This window comes from Chroococcidiopsis thermalis PCC 7203, assembly GCF_000317125.1.
Classification (GTDB): Bacteria; Cyanobacteriota; Cyanobacteriia; order Cyanobacteriales; family Chroococcidiopsidaceae; genus Chroococcidiopsis; species Chroococcidiopsis thermalis.
The window spans coordinates 2,620,337-2,645,473 of sequence record NC_019695.1 but is presented as its reverse complement, the minus strand read 5'-3'; the positions used below and the strand labels follow the sequence as shown (position 1 = coordinate 2,645,473).

Sequence of the window (25,137 nt, the reverse complement as noted above, 5' to 3'; positions counted from 1 at the left end):
CGCCTTTCGTATCGTAGCTGCGGCAGATTCCAATTGTCTGTTGGTCTATTAACGATTACGGACTCAGGTACGGCAATCTAGACCGAGAGACGAAGAAAAAAAGCAGTTCTAACAATTCCTAGAGCAGCTGAAATCTTGAGGAGTTTCCATCTACGGTAGCTAGCAGGCTCCTGTGTGGTAGAACACCAAATTTAAATCCAGAGTATTGCAAAATTGTCAGCGAGAGATTGCAGATTTTCAGTCTGAAGCTTCTCGCGGCAGAGGTGCAGGCATTCGAGCGAATGTCAGACAAATTTTTGATCCGCGATCGCCTGAGCATTAGCACATGCGCCGGCTCTAGGCTGGTCAAGTATAGATCGTGATGTTCGCATGTATTGTCAAAAGTACCGGCAGTCATTGCAGCTCTGGAATGCATACTAAACAATGCAGAGAAAAAATTACAAAAAGCTTGAGAATAAGCCATGAGTGTTGCGATCGTTACTGGCTCTGCTGGTCTCATTGGTTCGGAAGCAGTACGTTTTTTTAGCGCTCTCGGTATGCATGTCGTCGGGATCGATAACGATATGCGTAGCTTTTTTTTTGGAGAGGAAGCTTCCACAAGATGGAATCTTAGGCGTTTACAATCTCAGATTAGAGAGTACACTCACTACGATGTAGATATCCGAGATAGCGATCGCCTGGATGTCATTTTTCAGTACTACAAACAAGACATTGCCCTTGTCATTCATACCGCAGCCCAGCCATCTCACGATTGGGCTGCACGCGATCCGTTCTCCGATTTCTCGGTCAATGCCAACGGTACGTTGAACTTGTTACAAGCAACGCGCCAACATTGCCCAGATACCCCATTTATCTTCACTTCCACTAACAAAGTCTACGGAGACTTACCCAACTTTTTACCCCTAGTTGAGTTAGACCGCCGCTGGGAGATCGATCCCGCTCATAAGTATGCTTTGGGGATCTCTGAAGATATGAGTATCGATCGCAGCAAGCACTCTCTATTCGGAGCTTCTAAGGTTGCAGCCGACGTATTAGTCCAAGAATACGGTCATTACTTTGGCATTCCTACTGTTTGCTTTCGGGGTGGCTGTTTGACCGGACCCAGCCATTCGGGAACGAAATTACACGGCTTTCTCGCTTACTTGATGAAATGTACCGTGACTGGCGATCCCTACACGATCTACGGTTATCAAGGCAAACAAGTCCGCGATAACATTCACTCCTCAGACTTGATTGCGGCATTTTATGAGTTCTATCTCAACCCTGGAATCGCTGAAGTTTACAACATCGGCGGTGGTAGAGAAAGCAATTGCTCAATGCTAGAGGCGATCGCTTATTGCGAACAAATTGCTAGCAAGGAGTTGAACTACTCTTACACCGATGAAAATCGCAGTGGCGACCACATCTGGTACATCAGCGATTTATCGAAGTTTAAAGCCAAGTATCCAAATTGGTCGATTAAATACGACGTACCGCACATTTTGCGGGAGATTTACACCCAAAACTGTGAAAGGTGGTTAAAGTACAGTGATTAATCGAGGCAAACACTCCATCTTAGGAATTAACATCCACGCTATAGATTACGAATTTGCTGTCAACAAAATTGTTGTTGCGGCTGAAAAGAGAGTTCCCTATGCGGTCAGTGCGTTAGCCGTTCATGGCGTGATGACGGGATTTTTAGACCCCATTCACGCCCGTCGATTGAACGGTATGGATCTCGTAGTTCCTGACGGACAACCCGTGCGCTGGGCGCTGTGGTGGCTGCACAAGCAAGGATTACCCGATCGCGTCTGCGGTCCCAAGCTGACGCTCAGAATCGCTCAAGCTTTTGCTGAAAAAGGATTGAGTGTCTATCTATATGGCAGTCAAATAGAAGTATTACAGCAATTCGCTTGTCAGTTGCAGCAACGCTTTCCCCAGCTCCAAATTGCGGGCATGGAGCCTTCTAAATTTCGCCGTCTCTCTTCAGAGGAACGGAAAGAGTTAGTGGCTCGGATTAAAGCCTCTGGAGCTAGTACCGTACTTCTTGGTCTTGGTTGTCCTCGACAAGAAGTTTGGGCTTACGAATATCGCCAAATGCTAGGCATCCCCATCTTAGCTGTGGGTGCTGCCTTCGATTTTCACGCTGGTAGGCTAGCGCCAGCACCGCAAACAATGCAAGATTTGGGATTGGAGTGGTTATTTCGTCTGCTACAAGAACCCAGACGCTTGTGGCGGCGCTATATCCTGCTCAATCCGCTTTATTTATGGTATGTTGGCTTTCAGTTACTCGGTTGGAAAAAATTTGTGCCACCTGCTCCTGACGGTAGCGAACCGATTGAATCTTACGGGTAATCTATAAACGACGTGCAAATTTTGCACGAGGTTTAATCGTCATTATTTGACAGTAAATGCTGCGCTAAACTCCGTGAAGACAGTTGACGGGTATTTTATTTTGCTCTCTGCTCCCAGCTCGTCCCTGCTCCCTGCTTCGCAGCAAGAGCGATCGCGGCGGGTAAAATTCGATATTCTTGCTGGTGAATTCGTTGGTGTAGAGTTTGGGGGGTGTCGTCAGGTAAGACGGGTACGGCTGCTTGGAGCAAAATGCGCCCGCTATCAACTTCGGGAACGACTATATGCACCGTACAACCTGCGATTTTTACACCAGCAGCAAGGGCTTGTTCTACTGCCTGAATGCCGCGAAAGCTGGGTAATAAACTGGGGTGGATGTTAATAATTCGTTCGGCAAAAGCATTGATGAGTACTGGCGTGACAATTCGCATCCAGCCCGCCATTATAACCCATGATACGTCATATTGATGTAAAGTTTGAACAATTTGACGATCTAGATCTTCACGGCTGGGAAAGTGACGATGATTGAGCAAAACGGCAGGTACGTCACGATTTGCAGCTCGAACTGCGACTTTCGCTTCTGGGTTATTGTAAATTAAAACTTGAATTTTAGCATTAAGTCTACCTTGGGCGATCGCCTCTGCTACAGCTTCAAAGTTACTGCCATTTCCCGAAGCAAGTATACCTAGTTTAATTGGTTCTCCTGGTATCCATAGATCGGTGGGATCGACCGGAGAAATTAAGCTGGCAGTAGAGGCGGTGGTTGCTGGGATCGTCATACAGCATTTTATCGAGCAAGGTGTTGACTCAGTCATTATCCATCATTCGACTGGCGATCGCCTCACTCCAACGTTAAAAATTACCAGGAACAGTTATCAGTTATCAGTTATCAGGGAGCAGTGACCACCAACCACCAACTACCAACTACCAACTACCATCAACTCTTGACTCCTCCCTGGTCCCTTTAATGAGTAAAATAGCCCTACAAAGTTAAAATACAAAGTATGGCTTTTGAGCGTTCTCGCAAGCAACTGCTAGATAACGATGCGATCGCAGCATGGATTTTTCTCACGCCAGCGCTGCTCATGCTAGGAATATTCCTAATATTTCCCATTGCTTATCTGTTTTATCTCAGCTTCACTACAGGAAGTTTTACCGCTGCTGGCGTGCGCTGGGTAGGGTTTAACAATTACTTACGACTAATTCTCAATCCTGATTTTTGGCAAGTTCTTAGTAATACTTGCTATTTTACCATTGCTACAGTAATTCCCAGTTTAGCGATCCCTTTAGGTTTGGCAGCACTATTAAACCGCAATATAGCTTGGCGAGGTCTATTACGCAGTGCCTATTTTCTCCCTTCAATTGTGTCTATTGTCGCCGCTGGGTTAGGATTTCGCTGGCTATTTCAAACCGATGGACCAGTCAATACATGGTTGAATGCAATTGGAATTTCTCCGATTCCCTGGCTAGGTAGTAATATTTGGGCAATGCCAGTCATCATTTTATTGAGTATTTGGAAGCAGCTAGGCTTCAATATGGTGGTATTTCTAGCTGGATTGCAGGCAATTCCTCCCAGTCGTTATGAAGCGGCAGAATTAGATGGAGCAAATGCTTGGCAGCAATTTTGGTATATTACTCTACCAGGATTGAGACCGACGTTAATCTTCGCTACGATTACAACAGCAATTTTTACTTTGCGGGGTTTCGAGCAAATTTATGTCGTGACTGGTGGAGGACCTTTAAATTCTACTAATATTTTAGTCTATTACATTTATCAAGAAGCTTTTGGGCAATTCGATTTCGGTTATGCTGCGGCTGCGGCTACAGTTTTGTTATTGGTAGCGCTAGTTTTAGTTTATATTCAGTTGCAAACTTGGGACGAAGAGTAGAAGCACGCTATATATATTTTTTGCCACAAATTAACGAAATACAACTAAAGAAGATGCTGTTTTTGCTTGCTGTCTCGCTTTCTCTATAGCACTCATAGTTTGTAATGAAAGAAAACCAAAACCTACCTTGGAAGCCATATCGAGGAGAGTCACAAACATTGTTTCCACGCTAATATTTAAGAAATTCAAACCTGCGGGACTCAGAAGCCAGACTATCGGGTAAAGCGTCCATATTGTCAAGTGAACTTTCAGCAATTTGTGAAAAGCTGGAATAACTCTAGGGAAGGTACGTTCTACTTGTGGGCGATATTGGTTAAGGAGAAGATATACAGTAGCACAGTAAGCTGCACAACTGACAATATACCAAATATAATTAACTGGATAGGGTGAAATAGTAGCAACAAAACCAGCAGCAATTGTATAAGCATTTGCTCCTAACAAGCTCGCTGTAGTTGTCACGCTAGTTTTTCCAAGATATGTGAGAATTAAGAGCAACAAAGGCGTAGAAATAAACCAAGAAACATATCTGACCCAGAAAGTGGGACGACCGTTAATAAAGTCTACTCCTTGACCGAGAGCCATAATTAAATAAAGTCCAGCCGCGATCGCGCAAACGAAAAAGTTGAGCGTGTACAAAATTTGCCAACGCTGATTTTTCGCATTGTGAGCGCCAATTCCAAAAACGATCGCACCAAACGACATACCAAATACACCAAGCCACTGCCAGAGAAATGTCATATTTCTATAACTTATATAACTGATAACTTGCGATATAACTTTCCATATGCGAGCCAGTGGTTATGTGAGAATTACCAGCAACCGCTGGCATTTGCTTAGCTTGATTTAGATGTTCGTCAACTACATTACTCCCATACTGACTAATTGGCTAGTGTCAATTTTTTGAACTGTTGGCATAATTTGCGAATATGGAAAAGAGATGTTACATAACACCATCATTTGAGATTAACACTGTAATTCGAGAGCTAGTATGGTTAAATGTAATTCCTTAAGCTTGAGTGAATTTCATCATAAAGTACTTGCCTGATGCCAACGCTCGGTCTTGGTGCTTGGCGCTCGTCCTTCGTCATCCCAAGAAAAAGCCTAAGTCAAAAAATCTTCTTTCTGACTTAGGCTTTCTAATTTAGGCTTTGACGTGCAGACTATGAGGAATTATAAATCCTCTTCCTTGTATCTCCAATCATGTCCTAACTATCTGAGCGGATTGCGGCTCTAATTGCTAAAAGCATCCTTGATAGAGTCAACAGTACGCTTGACAGCGTTCATGTTTTTGTCTACTGCTTTTTCAGTTCGAGCGGCATCTTCCTCAGCTCTTTGCTCAATCCGATCTCGATCTCGCTTGGCTTTGCGCTCAACGCCACTACCCTCGTCGTCAGCTCGATCGACTTTAGCAGCATTTTTGTTGGCAGCTCGCTCAACTTTGTTTGCCGTATCTCGGATCAAATTCTTGGAGCCTTTAGCAACATCATCGGCTGCTTCTTTAGTTCGATCGCCCATATCTGCCGCTGCGATCGAAATCGGAGCGGGACTAGCCATTGCTACAGGGTTTGAGAACAAGGCAAAGTGCCATACAAAGCCGATCGCCGACAGAAAAAATAGCGTTGTTGCCAGAAAACGTCCCAAAGTCGAAACTTGTTGCTTCAAATATGTCAGTTTCATCGGATACAATCTCTATACGATTTAGCATTTACAGTACTCCAACTAACTCATCTGCTAGATCGTTCTGCGGATAGAGGGTTTTCAAGTTACTCAGTTGTTAACTAAATTTCCTCCTTTCGGTAGACTAGAAGTCGTTCCTTAATTTAATCCTCGCCAGTAGCAACAGTCATCCTATTTGATTTAGAGAGCTGATGGTTTGAAGATTACGGGTACTACATCCATCGATCGCCACAAGGCGATCGCAGATTTAAACGAAGAACATCACAATGGTGGATGCATCGTTAAGACATGCTGCTTATATTTGCGTAGCGGTAGCGGATGATACCACCAGATGACGATCCAAGAGTAACGAACCAATAATGAATGCAAAAATTAAAAATCAGCCTGGAAGACCGCGTAGTGTAGAAGCCGATCGCGCTATTCATAGAGCCACCTTGGAACTCTTAGCCGAGGTGGGTTACGAGCGCATGAGTATAGAGGCGATCGCTAGCCGTGCAGGGGTGGGAAAAACCACAATTTACCGTCGCTACAACTCAAAAGAAGAACTGGTGGCAGATGCGATCGAAAGCCGTAGAGAAGACGTAGAAATTCCAGATACGAAAAACTTTTGGAGCGATATCGATTTAATTATTGCCAGTGCTACCCAAATGACCTTAGATCCTCTGGGACGGCAAATTGTAGCTTTAATTATCAGTACAGCATCTAACAATCCCCAGTTTGCTCAGGTTTACTGGGCGAGATATCTCCAACCCCGTCGCCAAGCCTTTGCTGCTGTCATCGCACAAGCAAAAAGCAGACAGGAAATTGCCACAGATATAGATGCCGATCTTGTCTTCGACCTCATCAGCGGTATCATGCTTTACGGATTGGTATTTCCACCTACAAACGAGTCGTATCAAGCATACGTTCGTCGTGCTGTTGGTTTAGTTGTAAAAATGTAATTGTCATCTAATTTTGAAAATTTAGACTTCAACCGAATGTCTACTTTACCATCAGGATGCAATCTTCGCCCTGCCAATGCTAAAGATGCTTGGGCAATTCGGAAGTTGGTGCTATCGGCAAAACTCGACCCGACGCAGTTACGCTGGCAACAATTTTCAGTCGTTGAATGCAACGGACGAGTCGTTGCTTGCGGGCAGTTACGGGCTTTTGCTGGGGCGCAAGAATTGGGTAGTTTAGTGGTTGCCTCTAACTGGCGGGGTAAAGGCTTGGGGTCGTACTTGGTGGAATATTTAATTGAACAAGCAACTCAGCCGCTTTATTTAGAATGCTTGGGGCGTAAACTAGCAGAGTTTTACACTCGCTTTGGGTTTGTTGCAGTTACATGGAAAGAATTACCGCGATCGCTCAAATTTAAGTTTGCTTTGTCTGACTTGGCAGCGAAAATCGGTGTTCCTGTAACAATTATGCGTTATTCAAAGCTGTAGTCGTTAATCATACTAGAGAGCAGGGAGTAGGGAGCGCACGAGCAGAGGAGGAAGCAGGGGAGCAGGGGGAAGAAGAGAGCTGAGGAAGCTGAGGGAGCAACTACCGATTACCAACTACCAATTCCCCACTCACTACTGTAAAACAAAACGCATGAGTCTATCTTTTGAGAGAAACACTGCTGTAATTCTTGCCATAAAATCGAACAATAAGTTCGATAAAAAGTGGCGATAGTGTTACTATGGCGAATTCAAAATCGGCAAAAAAATCCGCTGCTCAGATTAACAAAACTACAGATAATGAGACAGCAAAAGTTGCCCGCACTATGTCTCCAGAGACAGTTGTAGCAGACGAGTTACCACCAAAACCCGATTATCCCCGCTATCGCGTCACTCCCAACGAACCAATTCAGCTAAGTCAAATCGACCCAGATACTTGTGAAAGCTATCAGAGCAAGAAAGAGATAGAAGCAGAACTAGAGTATTATCGCGATCGCTTGAGTTTGTTACAAGAACGCCTGTACGCCGAGCAGCAGCGCAGTCTACTCATCGTACTGCAAGCAATGGATACTGGTGGGAAAGACGGCACAATTAAACATGTTTTTCAGGGAATCAATCCTCAAGGTTGTCGAGTTTGGTCTTTTAAAAATCCCAGCCAAGAAGAATTGAGCCATGATTTTTTGTGGCGCTACCATCAGCGGACACCGCAACGAGGCATGATTAATATTTTTAATCGTTCTCACTACGAAGATGTATTAATCGTGCGCGTTAAACAACTCGTGCCGGAAGCAGTATGGCAGAAAAGATATCACAGCATTAATGAATTTGAACAAATGCTGGTTTTGAATAATATTAGTATTATTAAGTTTTTTCTACATATTTCTAAAGACGAACAAAAACGTAGATTAGAAAAGCGGCTGGAAGACCCAGATAAGCGATGGAAATTTTCTATTAACGATGTCAACGAGCGGAAATTATGGGATGATTACCAACAAGCTTATGAAGATGCAATTAATTATTGCTCTACAGAGTATGCTCCTTGGTATGTCGTTCCGGCAAATAAGAAGTGGTATAGAAACTTAGTTATTGCTCGGGCGATCGCTGATACCTTAGAAGCAATGAATCCACAATATCCAGCAGCAGCACAAAATTTAGAAAATATAACTATTCCCGATTAACAGTTATCAGTCAGTTATCAGTGGAGAAGAGAGTAGAGAGCAGGGAGTAGGGAGAATTAGTTTTGACTTTTAGCTTTTGACTTTTGACTTTTTTGTTGATGCTTATTCCGAGCGTAAAGCTTTGACAGGATCGAGTTGGCTGGCACGGAGAGCAGGAATAAAGCCAGCACCCATACCGACTAGTAAAGCTGAAGCTAGCGCTAGACTTGCGGTGCTGGGTTCAAATTGATAGGGTAAGTTAAATGTATCGGCGACTGCAATAGCAATTCCATGCACCGTCCCTATGGCGATCGTCCCGCCGATTAAACTTAAAAGCGCAACTTCTAAAATAAATTGCGCCATAATATCTTGCTGAGTTGCTCCCAAAGCCCGACGCAAACCGATTTCTGGCGTGCGTTCTATCACTGAAGCGATCGTAATATTAGCAATACCCACACCTCCTACCAGCAGGGAAATTGCACCCACTACAGTTAGCGCTTGGGAGGCTAGCTGCATGATTTTTTGTTGTTGAATGATATCTTCTACATTGTTCCAAGCCCAATAAGTTCGCCCTGGAAAACGTTGTGCCAAGAGTTGCTGGACTCGATTACCAAAAGCTTCAAGGTCTTCAATTCGGCGAGGACGCAACTGAATTGTATCGACAGCACGGCTACCTGTAAGAGAACTATAAATTGGTAGCGGTACTAACAATTGTCCTTCAGGTGGTGCGTTTTCCTGCATTTTAGTTGGTACGACTCCCACCACTACGTAGGGTCGATCGTTAGCATAGAGGCGTTGTCCAACTGCTTGACCATCTTTAAATAACTTATCCGCCAAAAAGCGATCGATCGCGACCACAGGTCGGTAGTTGGCGAAATCAGCAGCAGTAAAAAACCGTCCTGCTTCCAACGGTCTACCCAAGGTGAGTAAAAAATCTGGGGTCACTGCCATCATCTGAGGACTAGCTTCTTCAGTTTGAAATACAGTTTCTGCCGAACCCACCCAAGCTGCGCCACTACTCGCCCGTAAGCCAGAGAGTCGTTGGCGGAAAAATTCCAAATCTGCTAGGCTCATTTGAGCGCTCAAGTCGCTGCCTGCTTGCCAATTGAGTCCTACCATAATCTGAGGCGCGTCTCTTTCTGCTAATCGTTGGGCAATAACAATCCGGCTGATACTACCAACTTGAAGCGTAGCACTGACCGCAGCCACACCCATAAATACTCCTAACGCCGTCAAAGCAGAACGTAGGGGATTGCTACGCAAAGAGTCAAAGGTGAGGATTAGCAGTTCGACTGGTGAAAGGCTCATTGGATAATTGGTAGTTGGTAGTTGGTAGTTGGTAATTGGTAGACTGACAACTGCTCCCTGCTCCCTAATAACTGATAACTGGTGTTCCTGGGGTCAGGGTGGCTTCGGCAGGGGGTAAAATGACTTTTTCGCCAAAGTTCAATCCAGCAGCAACTTCAGCGGTGAGCAATCCTTCTAAACCCAATTTAAGATATCGTTTCTGAGCTTTGTTTTGACTGTCTTTTACCCAAACAAAAGGACGTTGTTCGGTGCGTTGAATAATTTCTGAATTCAAGACTAAAACGTTGCGCCGCTGCTCTAGTACGATTTCAACGTTTACGCCGCTACCTGGAATGAGCGATCGCGTGGGGGTGTCAAGCTTGACAGTTGCAGGTACTCTAGGTTGATTCGATCGATCGCTGCTACCACCACTACGACCGCTTTGTTTTTGACTTTCTTCGGGAGTCACTGCCTGGGGATATACGCTTTGGATTGTGCCAGTAAAAGTTTTGGCGTTAGGCGCGATCGCGCTGACGCGAACCACTTGATTGACTCTGACTTGAGCGGCGTTTAGAGGAGAGAGCAAAAGCTTGATTTTCACTTGCGCCGGATCGCCTACCGTCAACAGATCGGTACGCAACTCAACTCCATCACCATTTTTGACGCTGACTCCCAAAACCGTGCCATCTAGCGGCGATCGCACTAATGTATCTTGGAGTTTTTGCTGAATGCTTTGACGTTGAAGCTGCTCGATCTGAAGCTGGATTGTCGCGTTTTGAGCTTCCAACTGAGCATTGCGGATGTCAGCTTCATTCTGCCGCACTTTATCTTCTAGCTCTTGGACTTGTTGTTGCGCCACGGCTCCTTCTTGTGCCAAGGCATCTAGTTTTTTACGAATTTTTTCATCAGCGATCAGCTGTTCCTGAGCCTCCAAGATTTTTTGGCGATTGCGTACCAGAGTCGCTTGCGCCTCTAGTATTTTCAATTGCTGGTTGGCTAAAGCAGTTTGGCGCTCGGGATAGCGGAGAATGACGAGTACTTGATCGGCTTTCACTTGATTTCCCGGCTGGACTAAGACGCGATCGACAGCGCCTTCAGTGGGCGACTTGATCGTTCGTTGTCCCTGAAGTTCTACAGTACCGCTTTCGTCAATTGTATTTTCTACGGTTCCTGTTTCTACGGCTACCGTTTGTACTGTCACTGGTTGGGCAGTAGAATTGAAAACCAGAAAGTAACCCAGCCCGCTAGCTAAGCAAATTCCGGCTAGAGTCGCCGACCAAGCTAGCCATTGTATCCCAGAACGAAATTTGTGTCCCTGTTTTCTGCTCACGATTGACCAGGTGTCAGTTATCAGTTATCAGTTATCAGTTGTCAGGGTATGGGTAGTTGGTAGTTGGTAGTTGACTGTTGTTGCACCTGAAGCCCCCCTGCTCCCCTGCTCCCCTGCTTTCTTCCCCTGCTCCCTCAGCTCCCTCAGCTCTTATTTCATGGCGGCTTCAAGTAAAGGTGGCAGGACGTGACGGGCATCGAAATATTCTTGGGCGATCGCTCTTGCCGCTTGGCAGTGGAATTCGTAGCGGCTGTTAACTGCTTCAATCCCCGCGATCGCTTCCTCTAAATTACTAAATGCGATCGCGCCTGCACCAGTAGGTAACCAATCAGAAAAACCCGTGTCTTGAATCACCACAGGACGACCGCTAGCGAGATAGCAGGCGCTGCGTTCGCTAAACACACCACTGTAAGTCACGGCAAAAGCATCCTTGGTTATACTAAACTCTGCCTTCGATTGTTGAATGTATTCTTGGTAAGTCCAGGGCGATCGCGTCGGTGGCTCTCGCACTCTCCAGCCTTTAGTTGCCAGTTGCTCGGTGGGTGTATTACCTCCACTCACTGCCAGCTCCAAGATCGAGCCTACCCGCTTTGGCAAATCTATGTAAGGGGGAAAAGCATCTGCCTTTAAGCCATAGCGAATACCTTTGTATTCTCGCGCTGGATAACTTTCCCATTGCATGACTGTCGTAAATTTGGCTGCGGCATCAGTTAAAGGCTTTACCAACCAGGTATCGAGAACGATCGGTTGGCGCGTGGGTTGCCAGGGAAACCCATCATCGGGGACAGTACATTTGCTCTGACCGATATTTTCCGCACAAGAAAAGAAAGTTGTATGCTGTCGCGCTTGTTCGTAGGCATAAGCATCGGTGAGGTGGCGAATTTGGGTGAAGACAGAATCTCCCTCAACTAATGCACGGGCGGGAATTTGCAGCAGCCAAGGGCGCAGCGGGTTAACTCCATCTAAATTGAGTAACAGATCGGCAGTAGTGCAAATCTCCTTAATCCGGTCAGCACAACCTCCCAACCACGAACTTGTATGGGCATCGTAATACGCCCAGCGATCGCCTAAACCAACTTGCTCAAAGATACTCGCGGCATATTTCAAGCCATAAGTAGGATCGATATCCATATAACCGCGTGTCGGGTCGTAGCAAGAGGGATAATCATCGCTATCTTCGATGAAATAAACATCGTGACCCAAATTTGCTAGCCCCATTAGGTATTGCAAAGGATGCCAAGACATTCCACCCAAAGGTCCACGCACGATGTATCCGAGGACGACGATTCGCAGGCAACTGGCGCGATCGGGAGTGGGAGAGTGGGAGTCAGCAGGGACGGGTTTGGAAACCCGCCCGTACAGGAGTGGGAGAGTGGGAGTCGTAGGGGCGGGTTTAGCAAATAGCTCCCCGATTGAGACGGTAAATCTTCGGTCAAAACCCGCCCGTACAGGAGTGGGAGAGTGGGAGTCGGGAAATTTTGACTTTTGACTTTTGAATTTTGACTTTTGCATCATGGTTGAAGCCCGTACACAACAAGGCGGGTATTTTTCAACACGCAGCGACAATGCGATCGCAAATAACGTTCCAGCTCAGAATAGTAATCGAACCACCAAAATGCCGACCAGCCAAAAACGATAAACTGTACCCCTTTGCTCTGCAAACGTTCCAGTTCTTGAATTGCCGTTGCATCATCTGCTGGTGCGCCCCAGTACTGCCCATCTTTTTCCAGAAAAGGAATTGCTGGTGCAGAGGCGATCGCTTCCCCTTGCCACTGACCGTCATCAACGAGAATGTATGCTTCTTCTGGGGGGATTAACCGAGCAATTTCTTGGCTGGCTAATTGCAATCGTTCTTCCCAAGTTTGTTGCATGTGGGGCAGAGCCATTTGCGTGTATTCGCTTTGGCGTGCGTGTAGAGCAAGAAAGCGCTCGGCAAGCCATTGTCGATAGTTCTCATCCCTAGCGCGATCGCTTTGCAACAGATAAGCGACAGCATCGGTAATTTCAGCAATGACACCAATTGGTCCGTTGCGATCGAAGCGCCAGTCTGTTTCGGTAATCTGTCCTGAGTGCAGGCGGACTTGAGCGAGTTCTCGGGCTAAAAAGAAGATGTCAAACTTGGCAGCCAGCCGATAGATCGTCGTCAAGTCAAATGTATGCTTGGAATGGGGACTATCAAACTGTCCCACGACTGCCAATGCTGAAGCGCGAAAAAACAGACTAGAAGTATAAACCGGACAACCCTGCCAGGAAATCGTCTGTTCGAGGAAATCTAGACCCTTAACCAAGCCTTCAGAAATTTTTCCCGTGTGCTGTAAGTCTAAGGAATTACCAGCAGCATCGATCAGCCTCACCATTGCAAATGAAAACCCGACTTGCGGATGCTCGTCTAAAGCTCGGACAGATTCGCTTATCAACTCTGGCAGCATCAAATCGTCATCGCTCAGAATTGTTAAATAAGGACTAGTATTTAATTCAATAGCGAGATTCCAATTACCTAAACCACCAATATTAGTTTCGTTACGAATGTAAGTGACGCGATCGTCGTCTTCAGCAAGCGATCGCACGACTGTTTCAGTATCATCAGTCGAAGCATTGTCGAGTACCATCACCCGAAAGTCTGGATAGTCTTGAGCTAAAACACTTGCCAAACTGAGCTTGAGTAACTGCGATCGATTATACGTAGTTAGGGCTACAGTAACTTTAGTCATTCTTGTTGATTGCTAATTGCTAATTGCTCCCTTGTCCCCCTTGTCCCCTTCGTCCCCCTTGTCCCCCTTGTCCCCCTTGTCTAACCAACTCCTAACTTCCCGCTTTTTCAATCAAATTCGTCAGTACCTTATCCGAGTCGAAATATGCTTGCGCGATTTCTCTGGCGGCTTTGGCGTGTCGCTGCGGGTTGGTTTTTAATTTCTCGATTGCCTCTGCTGCTTGAGCTGTTGTCGTAAATGTCAATAGCCCTTCCCCAGTAGGAATGGTTTTGCTAAAGCCTGTATCTTGTAGAATCACTGGTACGCCAAGGGCGAGGTAGCTGGCTGTGCGACAAGAAAACCAACCGCTTTGACTGGCAACGTAAGCATTTTTGGCTATACTCCATTCGCCAAAGGAATGAGCAAGATAATCTCGGTAAACCCAAGGGTTGTGGGAAACTTCGTAGCCATCGCGCACAATCCAACCGCATTCTTGCAGCCTCTCAACTGGAGCGGAACCACTTAAAGCTAATTCGAGTGGTAGCGGACTGTGAGATGGTAAATCCATGTAGCGCTCGAATTCGCTACTTTTTCCGGTATAAGCAACGCCATTTACTATTGGACCCTTTTCTTTTGGTTCCCACGATGCAACGGTTGTCAATACGGGTCGCCGCTCTGTGACTGGTACGGCTGCTCGGTCGAAGCAGTCTAATACTATTGGTTGGCGTGTGGGTATCCAGTCAAACGATTCGCAGGGAACTTTACAATCAGTAGCGCCTATATTTTCTCCAAAGCTGAAGAAAACGTCGTGATGTTCCTGCCACCAAGCAACGCGGGCGGCGACTTCCGCAGGGGAACCAGTCAGCAGTCCGGCTTGGGTGTATAAAGGATCGGTATCGATTAATATGACTTTGGCATTGGTAAAGTTTTCCTCGCGCATCCAATGCCCAGCAGAAATGTGGAGTAACAGGTCGGCACTGCGGCAGAACTCGACGACATCGTGCCAAGGACGACCGTAGGTCTTGCCAGTCACATCGCGAAAAAACCAGCGATCGCTCAAACTCTCGTCTAAAACTGCCAATTCTCGCGCTAAGAAGGCAGCGTTTTTCGACCCATCCTCCACAAATGTTTTCGCAATCGGGTCGTAACACCATTTACCCGTATCTTCTATATATAGGACATCATGACCGAGCCGTTGCAATCCGAGTAAGTATTGTAAGTAATGCCAAAACATGCCCCCAAAGGGATACGTCCCAGCTAAACCAGCGATCGCAATCCGCAGCGACATATTTATTTCTCCCCCTGTAAACTGAACTGGGTACGGTAGAGCGCCGCAAATGCACTCCGCTGACTCATCAATTCGGCAAATGTACCTTGTTCGACAATCTGTCCGGCTCGTAACACGACAATTGAATCAGCTTGACGCACGGTTGAGAGTCGGTGGGCAATAATTAAGGTTGTCCGTCCGACTGTGAGTCGGTCTAACCCTTCCATAATCAGCGCTTCAGTTTCGGCATCCACTGAGGAGGTGGGTTCGTCCAAGATTAAAATAGGTGCGTCTAGTAAGATTGCTCGGGCGATCGTCAAGCGTTGTCTTTCCCCTTCTGAAAGAGTCGCTCCCCTTTCGCCTACTACCGTGTCGTACCCTTGGGACGTACTGACGATTAAATCGTGAATTCGAGCAAGACGGGCAGCAGTCACGACCTCTGACAGGGCTGCATCGGGGCGACCGTAGGCGATGTTCTCCCGAAAGCTGAGGGGAAAGACGATCGGCGGTTGCAGCACCATACCGATTTGACGACGCAAGGATTTCAGTTGAAATTCTCGCACGTCAACTCCATCAATTGTGACTCGACCGACTTGCGGATCGTAAAAGCGTGGTAGCAGGCTAACTAAAGTCGATTTTCCCGCTCCCGTGGGACCGACAATTGCCACTTTCTGTCCCGCCCGCACGCGCAAATTTATTTGTTTCAGCGTCGGCTGGTCGGGCAGATAATCGAAACTGACATTATCCCAGACAATTTCTCCCTTAGCTCCAACTGTAGGGAATGTTTTAGTTCCCTCTGGCAGATCTCGCTCGATATCCAAAATTTCAAACACTCGCATCACGCCCACCTGCGCCCACTGAGTCATTCCATAGGTTTGACTGATGCTATTAATTGGGTCGTAAAGCGAGGCAAGATAAGAGGTAAACAACACCAACTCGCCTACTGTCAATTCACCAGCTAAAACTTGATTGGCAGCAACCCACACGACTAAGGCAGTACCCACGGCGCTAACTAAACTGACTACCCCAGAGTAAAGACTTTGTAGATTATAAAGTCGCAAGCGCGCTGCTAAGCTCTCCCGACTCGCCGCCATAAACTTGCTGTGTTCTTCATCTTCTTTGGTAAAAGCCTGGATGATCCGCATGGCAGAAATATTTCGCTGCACGAGCGAATAAACCACGCTCTCCTGTTGGTGAGATTGAGTTGCTGCCTTGTTAATCGGGCGGTTTAACAGCGATAGCGTGATAAACAAAGCCGGACAAACGCTCAGCGCTAAGAAGGTTAGCAGCGGATCGAGCTGCACCATGATAGTAAACATTCCCACCAAAAACACCACTGCTGAGAGGATGGGAATTACGGTGTTCATCGTCAAGCTTTGAATCGCGTAGGTATCGGTAGCAATGCGGTAAAGTAAGTCTCCTACCTGCTGGCGATTGTGAAATGCTAGAGAAAGGCGCTGCAAGTGGCTGTAGAGGTCGCCGCGCAAATCGTTGACCATGCGCTGACCGATGCTAATAGTTGTGTAGTTATGTAATAGTGACAGACCACCCCAAAGTAGGTAAATCAGCACCAGTCCGATACAGATCGCCAAAAGTAGCTGCTCGCGGGACAAGCCTTTTAAAAATTCCCACGGGAGCGGCTGACCGCCGACTTGTACGTTATCGATAATCAGTTTTAGGGGCCAAGGCTTCAGCAATTCTAAAGCATTTAGCAAAATCACCTGCGCGATCGCTACTAAAAATAGAAAGCGATAGGGCAGAAGGTAGCGTAAGGTTTTACGAGCGAGGACTATTATCATTAAAAACCGGGAGTCGGGGGGAAGAGAGCTGAGGAGGCTGAGGAGGCTGAGGGAGCTGAGGGAGAGAAGAGAGCAATCGGGAGCTGAGGAAATTACTTACGACTTACGACTTGTTCCACCCCATACCCGTTGTTCACGCACCACCTTTATTGTCAGTCGGCAACAAATAAAGTCTTTGTGCCACGTTTTCCATGACGTGGTAGAGAATGCGACCGAGGCGGGAGTGTTGATAGAGAATTGTCGTAGCGGTAATCGCACTCGTGACAAGAGCGATCGCCCCTAGTTCTGACCTGCCAAGGGCGATCGCGGCAACTGCCATTAAGGTACAGCCGATCGCCGTCATTTTAGCGAGCTGCGTTAGCTTGAGTCCGCACCGTACCCGCAGCAACCGTTTACCGCTACCGTGATTTTCGGTGCAAACCTTGATTTGAGCTTTCGACCAGATGCCTCGGTAAACTTCCAAATCCCAACTGCTCCAACCGCGATCGGGAATGATGAAGTATTTGCGAGATAAAAGCAGTTCCATTGCTCCCAGCAGCAAACTTTCTTTCTCCATTCCTGCTTCTGTCCAATAGGACAAGTAAAAAGCAGACTTGTGCCACACAACTTCGGGTTTTTGCGTGACGCGATCGCACTCGATCGCATCCATCTGAGTTAGTCCTTTAAACCGCCAGCGATACCGCTCTAGACTGCGAACCAGTGGACCTAAGTAAATTAACGTTGCTACCAGCAAACGCGCTTTTATGCCCTGAAAACGGGAGTCAATTGGTGCTTGTACGGCAGCAGCCACAGACCAACCCCAGGAAATTAATACCATAATGATGGCAACCCAAGGGAAGTGACCGGATAACAGCGATAAAGTGCCAAACAGGGCGATCGCTAAGTTCCACTCTAAAGTTAGAGGGAGATAGCCAAACAGAGAGGCTGGAGGTTGGTACAGCATCTGAAAGAAGCCGCGACCGAACACTCCAGAGTAAATCGTCGGTTGACCGATGAGAAAAGTGGAGTAAAGTCCGCCGTAAATTCTGCCGAACCAGCGGGGTTGTCCCAATAAATTAAAGCGATAGGGGTGCTTGAAGTAGACGAGAGCTTCTGCCTTACCATAGCCTTGCTGTTGTTTTAGGTAAGCGGCTACGGTATTGCGGCGAAAGTGCCAGACGATCGCAGCGGGACTAAAGCCGATCGTATAGCCTTGGTCTTGTAACCGCCAGCACAGATCGACATCATCGCCAGCAGCATGAAATAACGGGTCGAAACCGCCAATTTCCGCTAGCGCTTCTCGGCGAAAAGCCATGTTGCAACCAGCAATATGCTCCGCTACCTCATCGTTTAGTAAGACATGGGTAGGACCACCAGGAGACACTGCCACGCAAGCAGGGATCAAAGCATCTTCTGGTGGGGGTAAGTTGGGACCACCAACGGCTGAAAGTCCCGAACTGAGAAATTTATCTACCAGGTAAATTAACCAGTCTGGGTCGGCAACGCAATCAGAATCAGTATAGGCAATAATTTCGCCTTCAGCAGCAGCGATACCGACGTTACGAGCGACACTTAACCCCTTATTTTCTTGGTTAATTAAGCGAATATAGTCATATTTTCGAGCAATTCTCCAGCTACCGTCTGTAGAGCCATCATTGACCACAATTACCTCATAGTTAGGGTAATTGAGCCGCTCTAGCGAGGCGAGGCAACTGTCTAGAGTTCGTTCGGCATTGTAAGTACAGACAACCACCGAGACTTTGGGGTATTCAGGTAGTTGTGGTGGTAGCAGCGATTTGTAATACTGCTGCACGCTATAGAACGCAGGCTTTTTATGCCGATCGCGATCGACTAAACCGAACGCCCAGTCTTGAATTGCAAACCCACCAGTAAACCACTCGTCCGTCCAAGAAAAGACTATTGTACCTGCTGCTCCAGTTTTGAAACTCGATGCCAGTTTGCGATCGAGGATCTGAGCTTGCCCCTCTACACCCTCGCGGATAGAATCGATGCCGAACTCGCTCAGTACTAATGGTTTATCTTCTGCTAGATTGTGCAGCCGCGCTAGGTAACTGCGAAAATCTTTTTCCTTGTGTAGATAGACGTTGAAGGATAAAAAATCAGTGAAGTCAATATCTAAATACTCAGTACAGGGGTAGTTAGCATAACTGACAAGTGCGGTAGGATCGCCATCCTTGGCAACTGAAACTAAATCTCTCAGGAAAGCTCGAACTTGCTTAGCTCCGTGCCAGCGAACGACATCTGGAGGGATCTCGTTACCGACTAGATAAGCAAACGTAGCGGGGCTGTCGCGACAGGCTCGCACCCCATCAGCGATCGCGCCCCGAATCTCTGCTCGGACAGCAGAGGAACTCAAAAAACAGATATGCTCAGCCCAAGGAATACCGACCATTATTCTCAGACCGTAAGCTGCTGCCAAATCCAACAGCCATACAGGGGGAACAGTATACGTGCGAATACAGTTCGCTCCTAGTTCTACCATCAAGGCAAAGTCTTTTTCAACAACCTGTTTTTCAGGAAAGGGAGTGCCGTGTGTTGCCTGAGAAAACGGACCGTAGCTAACTCCTTTGAGAAAAAACTTTCGATCGTTAACGTACAAAAACTTACCTTGAGCTGTGACTGCTTCCCTGGTTGCCAGCGGTGCATAACTGAAGCTAGAACACGGCAGACTCATGCAGGATTCCGCTCCTCATAGTTCAAATTTCTAAATTTTTAAATCTCGATACTTAATTCTTGCCGCTTGTGTTGAGATACAGCACAGAAGTACTGCCCCTCACGCATGTGGCAGAGCGCGAAAGACTGCGATCGCGATCGCTAATTAAGGCAAAAATTAGTCTCTATCAAAACCTAGTCATAAGCTACACTCTTACCAAAGTTAATTACAAGTGTCAACTGCAAAATCGAGCTTTTTGAGAACTTATAACACAGTGCCATGTTTTCAACTCAGGACAATTGGTCGATATATTCTCTCTAGTTAGTTGTTGTCTCTTGCTTGCAGCTAGTTTGGAGGGAATATTTACTTTCAGAGTTTTGCATAACGTACTTCAATCGCATGTCTGAAGTTCGACCCTACTTTTGCAAGTATCTTCACATTTGTGCAAAATTTGCACAAATATCTCGAACTCGGTATTTGCAAATATGGGGTTGACACGCTCAAATTAAGTGTGTAGTATCCAGTTTAGAGGAAAAGTGAGTATTCAAAATCAATTCTTAAATTGCAATAAGTTTTAAGTTGCATTGACGACTAGCGCCAGCTAGTTGTGAACGATCGGACGTAGTAAGTTTTAGGCATAGTGAAATATAACAATGAATAGCTCGTGCTGTCGTTTCTGTGGCTCTTTGCTGAGACATAGCTTTGTCGATCTAGGAATGTCACCATTGTGCGAGAGCTACATAACACCTGCTCAGCTCAACCAGATGGAGCCGTTTTATCCACTGCATGTGTACGTATGCGATCGCTGTTTTTTAGTTCAACTTCTAGAGTATGTCAGTCCGAGTGACATCTTCAGTCACTATGCGTACTTCTCGTCCTATTCTGATACTTGGCTGCAACACGTTCGAGATTACACTGAAAAAATGGTAGGACGTTGGGGATTGCACGAACAGAGTCAAGTTGTCGAAATTGCTAGTAATGACGGTTATTTGTTGCAATACTTTGTGGCTCAAGGGATACCTGTTTTAGGCATTGAGCCAGCAGCAAATGTAGCCAAAGTAGCGCGGGAAAAAGGTATTCCTACACTTGTCAAGTTCTTTGGGCAACAGACAGCGCGAGAGTTAGTAGCAAAGGGGAATCAAGCCGATTTGTTGTTGGGGAATAACGTGCTAGCTCACGTACCCGATTTAAATGATTTTGTGGCTGGAATGAAAATTTTGCTCAAACCGGAGGGAGTTATTACAATGGAATTCCCCCATTTGATGCGGTTGATGGAGGGAAATCAGTTTGATACTATTTACCACGAACACTTTTCTTATCTTTCATTTCTCACGGTTGAGAAAGTTTTTGCCACCCACGGACTGACTATTTTTGATGTTGAACAGTTGTCAACTCACGGGGGTTCCCTCAGAATTTATGTCAGTCATGCTGAAGATACGTCGAAATCAATTAGTCAACAGGTGAGAGCGTTAAGATCTGAAGAGAAAGCGGCTGGATTTACAACTCTAGAGCATTATTTCTCTTTTGCTCAAAAGGTTAAAGAAACCAAGTTTAAGCTATTGGATTTTTTAATTACAGCGAAAAGGCAAGGCAAATCTGTTGTTGGTTATGGCGCTCCAGGCAAAGGCAACACGCTCTTGAATTTTTGTGGAATCCGCACGGATTTTATCGAGTATACAGTCGATCGCAGTTCTTTTAAGCAAGGTAAATTATTACCAGGCACTCATATTCCTATCTTTCATCCTAACAAAATTTTGGAAACAAAGCCAGACTATCTTTTAATTTTACCTTGGAATCTTCAGGATGAAATTATGGAGCAAATGGCATATATTCGCGATTGGGGTGGTAAGTTTGTTGTACCAATACCTGAAGTAATTGTTTACTCTTAGGTAATGGGTAATTGGTAGTTGGTAGTTGGTAGTTGGTAGTTGGGATTTACACGACTTGCTACCTTATGGCTCAGTTTAAATCCACTCCGACAGAAATAAGGAGAGTATATTATGAAAGTTGTTTTATTTTGCGGTGGTTTAGGAACGCGATTGAGAGAAGCTGCTGCAAATTTACCTAAACCAATGGTTCATATTGGCTACCGACCGATTTTATGGCATATTATGAAGTATTATGCCTACTACGGGCATAAAGATTTTATTTTGTGCCTTGGCTACAAAGCTGATGCTATAAAGAATTATTTTCTACATTACAATGAGTGTTTATCTAACGACTTTACATTATTGAATGGTGGAAAAACTATTCAACTATCCAATAGCGATATCGAAGATTGGAAAATCACCTTTGTTGATACAGGTTTGCATTCTAGTATCGGGCAAAGATTCAAAGCGGTTGAAAAGTATCTGGAAGGTGAAGAGGTATTTTTAGCAAATTATAGCGATGGGTTGACCGATCTGAATCTACCAAGATTCATTGATGATTTTTATCAAAAAGATAGGGTAGCTTGTTTTTTGTGTGTCAAGCCTTCCCATAGCTTTCACCTTGTTTCTACTACAGAAGATGGTTTAGTCAACGATATTAAAGATGTGAAAGAAGCAGGAATTCGGATTAATGGAGGATATTTTCTTTTTAAACGAGAGATTTATCAATACATTAATGAAGGTGAGGAGTTAGTTTGCGAGCCATTTCAAAGATTGATGAAGTTGAATCAGCTAACGGCATATAAATATGATGGTTTTTGGGCGTGCATGGATACCTTCAAAGAACAGCAGCAGTTAGACGATTTGTATTGCCAAGGGAAAGCACCTTGGCATGTATGGAAATCCACTCAGTCAGAATATTGCTGGGAAACAAATGAATCGAAAACATTCAATCTAGCATATCAGATTGGGAGATAGACTGGATGCTTAAATTCAACTTTGAGGAGAAAAGCGATTCGCATTATAATATCCTGTGTTTGGGAGCGCACTGCGATGATATTGAAATTGGGTGTGGAGGTACAATTTTAAAACTGATAGAAAAATATCAGAATCTTGTTTTCTACTGGGTGGTATTTAGCTCGAATTCACAAAGAGAAAAAGAGGCTTATGAGAGTGCTAAACAGTTTTTAAAAGGAACGCAAATAAAAAATATTGCGATCGCAAATTTTCGAGATGGATTTTTGCCTTTTATGGCGATTGAAGTTAAGGAACTTTTTGAAAGCTTAAAACAAGAATTTCAGCCCGATCTTATTTTGACTCATTACCGTAACGACCTACATCAAGATCATCGATTAATTTCTGATTTAACTTGGAATACCTTCAGAAATCATCTAATTTTAGAATATGAAATTCCCAAGTACGATGGCGATTTAGGTATACCTAATTTCTTTGTTCATTTAGATTCAATAATTTGCCAGCATAAAACCCACTTAATTCTCAGTAGTTTTCAGTCTCAAATAGAAAAGCAGTGGTTTACTGAAGAAACCTTTTTATCAATTTTAAGAATCCGGGGAATTGAATCGAATGCACCAGAAAAATACGCAGAGGCTTTTTACTGTCGTAAAATTGTTTTTTAATTTACCAATTACCAAAGTAGTAGAGTGCGTTTTGAAAACGCACCCTATTAGCCTTACAATTTTGTAAAGTTTTTTTGATTGAAAAGAGTCATAGAGGTGTACGGTTGTTTGGTAGGGGCGCACAGCTGTGCGCCCCTACTACGAATTAGATTGTCCTATTTTCCAAAGATAGCTAGAAATTAAATTTGTAAACGTGTGCGCCACAATTGGAACTAATAAATTGTGCGTGACTACAGCACTGAATCCTAGCAATACACCTACTATAGTTGCCCAAACAACATAAGACCATTGCTGAGAACCACTCAGATGTAAAGCACCGAAGCATAGACTTGATATGGCAATGCCAGTAGCATTTAAACCGAGTGCTGGTAGCATGACCCCTCGAAATAATAATTCTTCACTCAGCCCTGGTAATAACCCTACCCAGATAATGTCTGGTAGTAACAATGGCTTGAGAACAAATTCTAGATAGAAATCCGAACTACGACGATATGCGGGCCACAATCGATAAACTACAAAGCTAGCAGAAGTAATAATGAGTCCTAGACCAATGCCTGTAAGTATAGATCCGGCATCCCAACTAACACTTAAGAGGGACACGGAACCAAATCTTAACCAGAGTTTTGAGATTATTAAAAATACTACAGCAGTCACACCCATCAACATTAAAATTTGGAGGCGCGACAAAGGTTGAAGACTCGGATCTTGCTGCTGACTCACGGAAATGGCAGGGCGGTTAGGGGTTAGTGATAGTATAGGGCTATGGCTAGTCATCTGTGGTAGATAAGCAATGTAAATTTGCGATCGCCCCACAAAGGACAGTTGGATTCACACCTGCTTTATGGGCAGCCATAACACCGATTGCCTCTAAATACGAGTTTACTGCGATCGCTTTGATTCCCAGTGGTGCGGGTGGCACTTGCATGGTAGTTTGATTTTCTGCCACAGTAATAATTTGCGCCTGGGATTGGCTTAAACTGAGGACGGCACTACTACCGCAAGCCGTGGCAGGGATGACGACAGCATCGACTTCCTTTGCCCAAATATCTTCATGTAGAGACGTTATATGTCGTGGAGGTTGTAGAGACGTTCCAGGTAACGTCTCTACACGGTGTGGATTGACAACAAATTGAGGGGCGCGACTTAACCCAACTAAAACGCTAGGCAAAAATGTATATCCCAATTCTTCCGCCGCCGAACGAGGAGACAAATCGGGATCGAGGGGTAAAGGTGATAACGCGGGAGAATGGGCGCAGGGAATTTGAAAAGTTTTGACAATTAAATGGCTGATAATCGCTTCCGCACCCGCTAGCGGATCGACTCCTTGTCCGTGACGATAGTTTTGCAATGCTTCGCTACCAATATCATCAGGGAAACGGGCAACCACTGCGATCGCTTCTGCCCCAGCTTTACTTATCAATACTTCCGCCGCCCGTAACAAACTATCGGGATTGCCAATTGTTCCCCAACTCGCCCCAGAAGTAGCAGTCCGCAATTCCACATTCAAAGGCGCATCAGTAATAACATAGTCGGTTAAATTTAACCCCAAAGTTGCCCTAGCCGCATCCGCAGCTTGGAGATGTCGCAGTCGCAAATCTGTCTCTATTCCTTTGTCAAGAATTAAACCTATGCGATTTTGATGTATTGGACGTAAACCCCAGCATCCCGCTGCGAATTTGTCAAGTCCGTAGCCTTCAACATAGAAAGCATTAGGTAAAGACCAGTATAATTGTGCGCCATTGAGGACGTTCGGGTGAGTGATGAGGCGATCGCATACCGAAGCAAGTGTTCTAGCAACGGGCATTGCATCACCAGCATAACCACCAATAGCTGCCCCAATTCCAGTAGGGACGATTAAGAGGGCTGTGTAGAGACGATTCATATAAAGTCAAAAGTTAAAAGTTAAAAGTTAAAAATTCGTAGGGGCGGGTTTAGCTAAAATCCTTACCAATTCACCAAGATTGTGATTCAAAACCCGCCCGTACAACCGTGAACAATTCGTAGGGGCGGGTTTAGCTAGAATCCTTACCAATTCATACCAATTTACTCTTTGACTACGACAAAAGAGATCCCCCCAACCCCCCTTATCAAGGGGGGCTAGGAGGGATCTTCTGTAGCATAGTTTTAG

The 25,137-nt window shown here is 45.5% G+C and carries 23 protein-coding genes; 11 read left to right on the top strand and 12 right to left on the bottom strand.

What is annotated here, in order from left to right; genetic code table 11:
• Positions 1 to 461: 461 nt before the first annotated feature.
• Both CHRO_RS11610 and CHRO_RS11605 read left to right on the top strand, forming a co-directional pair.
• Positions 462 to 1,535, top strand: coding sequence for an NAD-dependent epimerase/dehydratase family protein (locus tag CHRO_RS11610; RefSeq protein ID WP_015154403.1), 1,074 nt, complete (start codon positions 462 to 464; stop codon positions 1,533 to 1,535).
• Positions 1,528 to 2,334, top strand: coding sequence for a WecB/TagA/CpsF family glycosyltransferase (locus CHRO_RS11605; RefSeq protein WP_015154402.1), 807 nt, complete (start codon positions 1,528 to 1,530; stop codon positions 2,332 to 2,334). The genes CHRO_RS11610 and CHRO_RS11605 overlap by 8 nt, the downstream gene beginning before the upstream one ends.
• A gap of 95 nt (positions 2,335 to 2,429) precedes the next feature.
• On the opposite strand, the gene purN is transcribed toward CHRO_RS11605, so the two are convergent.
• The gene (gene purN, locus CHRO_RS11600; RefSeq protein WP_015154401.1) at positions 2,430 to 3,110 is read right to left on the bottom strand and encodes a phosphoribosylglycinamide formyltransferase; all 681 of its coding nucleotides are present in this window, start codon (positions 3,108 to 3,110) and stop codon (positions 2,430 to 2,432) included.
• 225 nt (positions 3,111 to 3,335) lie between these two features.
• Between purN and CHRO_RS11595 the strand changes: the two genes are divergently transcribed.
• On the top strand, positions 3,336 to 4,220 hold the full coding sequence (locus CHRO_RS11595; RefSeq protein ID WP_015154400.1) for a carbohydrate ABC transporter permease: 885 nt from the start codon (positions 3,336 to 3,338) through the stop codon (positions 4,218 to 4,220).
• A gap of 30 nt (positions 4,221 to 4,250) precedes the next feature.
• On the opposite strand, the gene CHRO_RS11590 is transcribed toward CHRO_RS11595, so the two are convergent.
• Together CHRO_RS11590 and CHRO_RS11585 are read right to left on the bottom strand one after the other, a co-directional pair.
• Positions 4,251 to 4,958 (bottom strand): bacteriorhodopsin, encoded by a 708-nt coding sequence (locus CHRO_RS11590; RefSeq protein WP_015154399.1) that lies wholly within the window; start codon positions 4,956 to 4,958, stop codon positions 4,251 to 4,253.
• Positions 4,959 to 5,450: 492 nt separating this feature from the next.
• Positions 5,451 to 5,897 (bottom strand): DUF874 domain-containing protein, encoded by a 447-nt coding sequence (locus tag CHRO_RS11585; RefSeq protein WP_015154398.1) that lies wholly within the window; start codon positions 5,895 to 5,897, stop codon positions 5,451 to 5,453.
• A gap of 196 nt (positions 5,898 to 6,093) precedes the next feature.
• Between CHRO_RS11585 and CHRO_RS34315 the strand changes: the two genes are divergently transcribed.
• The 4 genes from CHRO_RS34315 to CHRO_RS11570 all read left to right on the top strand — a co-directional run bounded on the left by CHRO_RS34315 (position 6,094) and on the right by CHRO_RS11570 (position 8,499).
• A complete protein-coding gene (locus tag CHRO_RS34315; RefSeq protein ID WP_256498779.1) occupies positions 6,094 to 6,219 on the top strand; it encodes a hypothetical protein in 126 nt (41 codons plus the stop codon).
• A 37-nt stretch (positions 6,220 to 6,256) separates the two neighbouring features.
• Positions 6,257 to 6,838 carry a TetR/AcrR family transcriptional regulator gene (locus tag CHRO_RS11580; RefSeq protein WP_015154397.1) on the top strand — a complete coding sequence of 194 codons (582 nt, stop codon included), beginning with the start codon at positions 6,257 to 6,259 and terminating at the stop codon, positions 6,836 to 6,838.
• Positions 6,839 to 6,874: 36 nt separating this feature from the next.
• Positions 6,875 to 7,324, top strand: a complete 450-nt coding sequence (locus CHRO_RS11575) for a GNAT family N-acetyltransferase (protein ID WP_015154396.1) — start codon at positions 6,875 to 6,877, stop codon at positions 7,322 to 7,324.
• Between the two features lie 239 nt (positions 7,325 to 7,563).
• Entirely contained in the window at positions 7,564 to 8,499 is a 936-nt protein-coding gene (locus CHRO_RS11570; RefSeq protein WP_015154395.1) for a polyphosphate kinase 2 family protein, read from the top strand.
• 102 nt (positions 8,500 to 8,601) lie between these two features.
• Here the strand turns inward: CHRO_RS11570 and CHRO_RS11565 are convergent, their stop codons facing one another.
• The 7 genes from CHRO_RS11565 to CHRO_RS11535 form a co-directional block, all read right to left on the bottom strand.
• Complete coding sequence (locus CHRO_RS11565) at positions 8,602 to 9,786, bottom strand: ABC transporter permease (protein WP_015154394.1); 1,185 nt, start codon at positions 9,784 to 9,786, stop codon at positions 8,602 to 8,604.
• Between the two features lie 64 nt (positions 9,787 to 9,850).
• Complete coding sequence (locus CHRO_RS11560; protein WP_015154393.1) at positions 9,851 to 11,095, bottom strand: efflux RND transporter periplasmic adaptor subunit; 1,245 nt, start codon at positions 11,093 to 11,095, stop codon at positions 9,851 to 9,853.
• A 150-nt stretch (positions 11,096 to 11,245) separates the two neighbouring features.
• Entirely contained in the window at positions 11,246 to 12,610 is a 1,365-nt protein-coding gene (locus CHRO_RS11555; protein ID WP_015154392.1) for a glycosyltransferase family protein, read from the bottom strand.
• Positions 12,607 to 13,806, bottom strand: coding sequence for a glycosyltransferase family 2 protein (locus tag CHRO_RS11550; protein ID WP_015154391.1), 1,200 nt, complete (start codon positions 13,804 to 13,806; stop codon positions 12,607 to 12,609). The genes CHRO_RS11555 and CHRO_RS11550 overlap by 4 nt, the downstream gene beginning before the upstream one ends.
• A gap of 91 nt (positions 13,807 to 13,897) precedes the next feature.
• Positions 13,898 to 15,073 carry a glycosyltransferase family protein gene (locus CHRO_RS11545; protein ID WP_015154390.1) on the bottom strand — a complete coding sequence of 392 codons (1,176 nt, stop codon included), beginning with the start codon at positions 15,071 to 15,073 and terminating at the stop codon, positions 13,898 to 13,900.
• Between the two features lie 2 nt (positions 15,074 to 15,075).
• Positions 15,076 to 16,851 (bottom strand): ABC transporter ATP-binding protein, encoded by a 1,776-nt coding sequence (locus CHRO_RS11540; protein ID WP_015154389.1) that lies wholly within the window; start codon positions 16,849 to 16,851, stop codon positions 15,076 to 15,078.
• Between the two features lie 133 nt (positions 16,852 to 16,984).
• Positions 16,985 to 19,525, bottom strand: a complete 2,541-nt coding sequence (locus CHRO_RS11535) for a glycosyltransferase (RefSeq protein ID WP_015154388.1) — start codon at positions 19,523 to 19,525, stop codon at positions 16,985 to 16,987.
• 68 nt (positions 19,526 to 19,593) lie between these two features.
• Here CHRO_RS11535 and CHRO_RS32085 point away from each other — a divergent pair, with 68 nt between their 5' ends.
• From CHRO_RS32085 to CHRO_RS11520, 4 genes are all read left to right on the top strand, one after another.
• A complete protein-coding gene (locus CHRO_RS32085) occupies positions 19,594 to 19,764 on the top strand; it encodes a hypothetical protein (protein WP_181824317.1) in 171 nt (56 codons plus the stop codon).
• A 393-nt stretch (positions 19,765 to 20,157) separates the two neighbouring features.
• The gene (locus CHRO_RS11530) at positions 20,158 to 21,393 is read left to right on the top strand and encodes a class I SAM-dependent methyltransferase (protein WP_015154387.1); all 1,236 of its coding nucleotides are present in this window, start codon (positions 20,158 to 20,160) and stop codon (positions 21,391 to 21,393) included.
• Between the two features lie 111 nt (positions 21,394 to 21,504).
• Positions 21,505 to 22,350, top strand: coding sequence for a sugar phosphate nucleotidyltransferase (locus CHRO_RS11525; protein WP_015154386.1), 846 nt, complete (start codon positions 21,505 to 21,507; stop codon positions 22,348 to 22,350).
• A 5-nt stretch (positions 22,351 to 22,355) separates the two neighbouring features.
• A complete protein-coding gene (locus CHRO_RS11520) occupies positions 22,356 to 23,009 on the top strand; it encodes a PIG-L deacetylase family protein (protein WP_015154385.1) in 654 nt (217 codons plus the stop codon).
• 138 nt (positions 23,010 to 23,147) lie between these two features.
• On the opposite strand, the gene CHRO_RS11515 is transcribed toward CHRO_RS11520, so the two are convergent.
• Positions 23,148 to 23,783: a CPBP family intramembrane glutamic endopeptidase gene (locus tag CHRO_RS11515; protein ID WP_015154384.1), complete on the bottom strand. Its 636-nt coding sequence runs from the start codon at positions 23,781 to 23,783 to the stop codon at positions 23,148 to 23,150.
• Positions 23,776 to 24,891: a DUF3326 domain-containing protein gene (locus CHRO_RS11510; protein WP_015154383.1), complete on the bottom strand. Its 1,116-nt coding sequence runs from the start codon at positions 24,889 to 24,891 to the stop codon at positions 23,776 to 23,778. Before CHRO_RS11510 ends, CHRO_RS11515 begins: the two co-directional genes overlap by 8 nt.
• Positions 24,892 to 25,137: the final 246 nt, after the last annotated feature.